Genomic DNA, 4974 nt, shown 5'->3' with positions numbered 1-4974 from the left:
GCCGGGTGCGGACGCTCCGGGACCCGACGGCGGAGCGGCCCTCGCGCGCGAGGGTGCGCCCCGACGTCCCCGGACCGAGCGGAAGCAGGTCTTGCTGCGTCTCGACCCGGCGGTGCACGACGCGCTCGCGCGCTGGGCGTCGGACGAGCTGCGGAGCGTCAACGCGCAGATCGACATGGTGCTGCGCCGGGCCCTCGACGCCGAGGGCCGACTGCCTCGGGACGTGCCCCCACCGCGTCGCCCGGGCCGCCCGTCGGCGGACTGACCGGCACTCGCTGGTCACCCCGGTGCCGAGAACGAGGTTGAGGTCGCCATCCTCCCGATGACGACCTCAACCTCGTTCTCGACCGCGCGGAACCTCGTGCTCGGCAGCCCCGAGGGAGCCGGTCAGCCTGCTCGGCGCAGCCGGAGCGAGTTGCCGACGACGAGGACCGAGCTCATCGCCATCGCGGCCCCGGCGATCATCGGGTTGAGCAGCCCGGCGGCGGCGAGCGGGATCGCGGCCACGTTGTAGGCGAAGGCCCAGAACAGGTTCTGCTTGATGACGCGCAGCGTCTGGCGCGAGAGCCGGATCGCGGTCGCGGTCGAGCGCAGGTCGCCGCGGACCAGCGTGATGTCGCTCGCCTCGATCGCGACGTCGGTGCCCGTGCCCATGGCCAGGCCGAGGTCGGCCCCGGCGAGCGCGGCGGCGTCGTTCACGCCGTCCCCGACCATCGCCACGACGCGGCCCTCCGCGCGCAGGCGCGCGACGACGTCGACCTTGTCCTGCGGCAGGACCTGCGCGATCACGTCCTCCTCCGCGATGCCGACCTGCCGGGCGGCGACCTTGGCCGCGCCCGCGTTGTCGCCCGTGAGGAGGAGGGGGCGAAGCCCCAGCGCGCGGAGCTCGGCCACGGCCTGGGCCGAGGTCTCCTTGACGGGGTCGCGCAGGACGAGGACGCCCTGGGCCGTGCCGTTCCAGGCGACGACGACGGCGGTCGCGCCCGTGGACTCGGCCTCGTCGAACGCTCGGCGCAGGTCGGTCCCCGCGTCGTCAGAGCGAGCGTGCCCCTGAGGCCTCGCTGGTTCCGACACGTCGAACGCGACGCCCTGCTCGGCGAGCCACGTCGGGCGCCCGACCAGGACCCGCTGCGCGTTGAGGGCGCCTGCGGGGGACAGGCCCGAGTGCGCGGTGCGGACCAGGCCGCTCACGCCGCCGCCCGGGGAGCTCACGAAGTCGAAGACCTGCGCGGAACCGACGGTCACGCCGTCGGCGCCGGTCTCGACGACCGCCCCGTCCGAGTCGTCAGGACCAGCGTGACCTCCAGCGCTCGCCGGCTCGGACACGCGGTGCCCGACCCCGTCCGCGACCCGCGTCGCCGCAGACGCGATCGCCTGGGCGATCGGGTGCTCGCTCAGCCCCTCCACCGCACCGGCGAGGCGCAGGGCGTGGTGGGCGGCGCCGTCGGGCGTCTCGCTCGACGAGCCGGCAGCTGCCCGCGCCGCGTCCGGCGACAGGTCGAGCGTGCCCTCGCGCGTGACCACGCGCTCGAGGGCCATGCGGCCCTGCGTGACGGTACCGGTCTTGTCGAGGACGATCACCTCGACCCGGCGCGTGGACTCCAGGACCTCGGGGCCCTTGATGAGGACGCCGAGCTGGGCGCCGCGTCCCGTGCCGACGAGCAGGGCGGTCGGCGTCGCGAGCCCCAGGGCGCACGGGCACGCGATGATCAGCACGGCCACGGCGGCCGTGAACGCGAACTGCGTGCTCGCACCGGCGAGCAGCCAGCCGCCCAGGGTGAGCACGGCCAGGACCAGGACGATCGGCACGAACACGGCCGAGATCCGGTCCGCGAGGCGCTGCACGGGAGCCTTGCCCGTCTGTGCCTGGCTCACGAGACGCCCGATCTGCGCGAGCGTCGTCTCCTCGCCCACGCGCGTCGCACGGACGAGCAGGTGGCCCGAGGTGTTGACCGTCGCTCCCGTGACGTCGTCGCCGGGCGTCACGTCGACCGGGACGGGCTCGCCCGTCAGGAGCGAGGTGTCGACGGCGGAGGCCCCCTCGACCACGACGCCGTCGGTCGCGACCTTCTCGCCCGGGCGGACCGTGAACAGGTCGCCCTCGCGCAACGCCGAGACGGGGACGCGCTCGGTCACGCGGTGGCCGTCGGGGCCGGTCGTGACGCGCTCGGCGTCCTTGGCGCCCATCGCGAGGAGCGAGCGCAGCGCGTCGCCGGCCTTGCGGCGCGAGCGGTGCTCGGACCATCGGCCCGCAAGGAGGAACGTCGTGACGACGGCCGCGACCTCGAAATAGAGCTCGGGCATCGCGGCATGCTCTCGCGACGGCAGCAGCGAGACCTGCATCTGCATGCCGATCTCGCCCGCGCCGCCCAGCAGCAGCGCCCACAGGGACCACAGGGTCGCGGCGATCACGCCGATCGACACGAGCGTGTCCATGGTCGACGCGCCGTGGCGGGCCGCGCGGAAGGCGGCGGTGTGGAAGGGCCATGCGCCCCACGACACGACCGGCAGCGCGAGGGCGGTGACGACCCACTGCCAGCCCGGGAACTGCAGCGCCGGGACCATCGACAGCAGCACGACGGGCAGCGTGAGGGCCGCGGCGACCTTGAGGCGGCGCCCGAGGTCGGCGCCGCGGTCGCGCGTCGGGGCCGAGGTGTCGGCCGACGCGAGGGGTACGGGAGCGGGAGCCGGAGCGGGCTCGGCAAGCACGTCGGAACCAGCGTGCTCCGGGATGCTCGCTGGTTCTGGCACGACGGCGGCCCCAGGAGCCGCCACCCTCGCCGGGACGGCGGGGCTCGCAGCGCGACGCCCCGTGACCCGCGCCCGGTAGCCGGCCTTCTCGACGGCCTCGACGAGCTCGGCGTCGGTGACGCCCTCGGGCAGCACGACGTGCGCGCTCTCGAGGGGCAGGTTGACGGTGGCCTCGACGCCGTCGACGCGGTTGAGCCGCTTCTCGACGCGCGCGACGCACGACGCGCACGTCATGCCCTCGATCGCGAGGTCGACCTCGACCAGGGTCGGCCCGGCGGTCAGGCCGGTGGGGGTGGTCATCCGTGCTCCTTGGGAGTCAGGTGCGTCCGGCGGGTCCCGCCGGGTGGGGTGCTCCGTCGCGGCCCGCTGGTGGCGGGCGGGGGCGGTGTGTGCAGTTCGAGCGGTGCCCGACGACGGGGCGGGGGCCGGGGGTCCGGCCGGTGCTCCGTCGTCGGGCGGGTCGAGCGGTCAGGCCTGCGGGACCTGGAGGTCGTACGTCTTCTGTGCGGGCGCGGCGTCCGCACCCGAGTCCGTGCCGCAGCCGCAGCCGCAGTTGTGGGCCTTGCGGTCGGCGGCCTGCTCGGCCGACTGCGCGGCCTGGGCGTCGAGCTGGACCTCGTAGCTCACGACCTCGTATCCGGCCTCGTCGACGGCCTCGCGCAGCGCGGCCTCGTCGAGCGGGTCGTCCGAGAAGACGGTGACCTCGGAGGCGCCGCCGACGTTCAGGTCGACGCTGATGTTCTCCACTCCGGGGACGGCGCCCACGTCCTTGGTGACGTGCGAGACGCAGTTGCCACAGGTCATGCCGGTGACGCCGAGGGTGGTGACGGTGCTCATGGTGCTCCTTGGGAGGGGTGGGGTGTCAGCTGCGGACGAGACGGGCGATGGCGTCGGACGCCTCGCGGACCTTGGCGGCGCCCTCGGCCTCGGAGGACCGGGCGGCGTCGACGACGCAGTGGCCGAGGTGGTCCTCGACGAGTCCGATGGACACCGCCTGGAGGGCCTTGGTCACCGCGGAGACCTGGGTGAGGATGTCGATGCAGTAGACGTCCTCGTCGATCATGCGGGCGATGCCACGGACCTGGCCCTCGATGCGGCGCATGCGCTTGAGGTAGGCCTCCTTGTCGGAGGCGTACCCGTGGGGGCCGGTGTGGGCGGGGGCAGCGCCCGGCTCGACCGGGCGCTGGGTGGTCGTGTCGCTCATGCTGGGCCTCCGTGATCACTCGCTCGGATACCCCTACTGGGTACCAACCCTCAAAGGTACCCCCGCGGGGTATCCCCTTGTCAAGGGGGCGAAGGTCCCTCCGCGACGAATGCGCGGTTCGCCACGACATGCGGCCGTTTCGGGTGTTCGATGAGAGTCGAACAGCCCGCACGGACGGTGCTCCAGCGTTCCTGGCGGGACACGATCCGACGTCAGGAGCCCACCATGACCACGCAGGACCCGATCCTCACCGCCTTCTCCACCACCGCCAAGCAGGTCTGGTACTGGCCAGTGATCCGCGGCGTCGTCGCGATCCTCTTCGGCGTCGTCGCGCTCGTGTGGCCCGAGATCACGGCCGTCGTCTTCATCTGGATCGTCGCGATCTTCACGCTCGTCGACGGCCTGTTCGAGATCGTCGAGGGCATCCGCCGCCGAGGGACGGGCGGCACGGCGGCCCTCGTCACGATCGGGCTCGTGAGCGTCGCCGTCGGCATCGTGCTGCTCGTGTGGCCCGGCAAGACTGCCGAGGTCCTCGTGTGGATCATCGGTCTGTGGGCCGTGATCCTCGGTCTCTTCCAGACGATCGCGAGCATCGAGCTCCGCAAGGTCCCCGGCAGCGGCTGGGGCTGGGGCGTCTTCGCGGGCCTGCTCGCGCTCGTCTTCGGTGTCCTGGTCCTGTTCAACGTGGGCGCGGGCGTCGTGTCGATCGTGTGGATCCTCGCGATCGTCGCCCTCGTCTGGGGCGTCGCGCTCATCGCGTTCGGCTTCCAGATCCGCAGCCTGGGCAAGAAGGTCGGTCAGATCAGCTACTGACCGCGCCGGAGCCGCCTGCCGAGCCGTTCACGACGGCACGGTCGGGCGTGAGGTGAGCGGCGCCGACGAGTGGGGCCGGCCCTGCTACGTGTTCCACCCGCTGGTGCGGCTCTTCGCCCTCTCCCTTCCCGACGGCCGGGCAAGGGGCGAACCGGCCGGACGCTTCCGTGGGGCGTAACCGGTGGCTAACCGGCACGCCCTACCCT

Annotated in this window: 5 protein-coding genes; 2 read left to right on the top strand and 3 right to left on the bottom strand. The window is 73.3% G+C overall.

Annotated elements, in window-relative coordinates; all coding sequences use genetic code 11:
- A partial coding sequence (locus tag ACFRCR_RS16865) for a hypothetical protein (RefSeq protein ID WP_377679136.1) occupies window positions 1-265 on the top strand: 265 nt, incomplete at its 5' end.
- A gap of 122 nt (window positions 266-387) precedes the next feature.
- Here ACFRCR_RS16865 and ACFRCR_RS16860 read toward each other — a convergent pair.
- From ACFRCR_RS16860 to ACFRCR_RS16850, 3 genes are all read right to left on the bottom strand, one after another.
- Window positions 388-3051, bottom strand: coding sequence for a heavy metal translocating P-type ATPase (locus ACFRCR_RS16860; RefSeq protein ID WP_377679134.1), 2664 nt, complete (start codon window positions 3049-3051; stop codon window positions 388-390).
- Window positions 3052-3219: 168 nt separating this feature from the next.
- Window positions 3220-3588, bottom strand: a complete 369-nt coding sequence (locus tag ACFRCR_RS16855) for a heavy-metal-associated domain-containing protein (protein ID WP_377679133.1) — start codon at window positions 3586-3588, stop codon at window positions 3220-3222.
- Between the two features lie 25 nt (window positions 3589-3613).
- Window positions 3614-3955, bottom strand: coding sequence for a metal-sensitive transcriptional regulator (locus ACFRCR_RS16850; protein ID WP_030150338.1), 342 nt, complete (start codon window positions 3953-3955; stop codon window positions 3614-3616).
- A 225-nt stretch (window positions 3956-4180) separates the two neighbouring features.
- Between ACFRCR_RS16850 and ACFRCR_RS16845 the strand changes: the two genes are divergently transcribed.
- Window positions 4181-4768, top strand: coding sequence for an HdeD family acid-resistance protein (locus ACFRCR_RS16845; protein WP_377679131.1), 588 nt, complete (start codon window positions 4181-4183; stop codon window positions 4766-4768).
- Window positions 4769-4974: the final 206 nt, after the last annotated feature.

The organism is Oerskovia sp. NPDC056781 (assembly GCF_042789955.1).
Classification (GTDB): Bacteria; Actinomycetota; Actinomycetes; order Actinomycetales; family Cellulomonadaceae; genus Oerskovia; species Oerskovia rustica.
The sequence above is the reverse complement of the archived record's forward strand: the minus strand, read 5'-3'. Positions and strand labels throughout refer to the sequence as shown.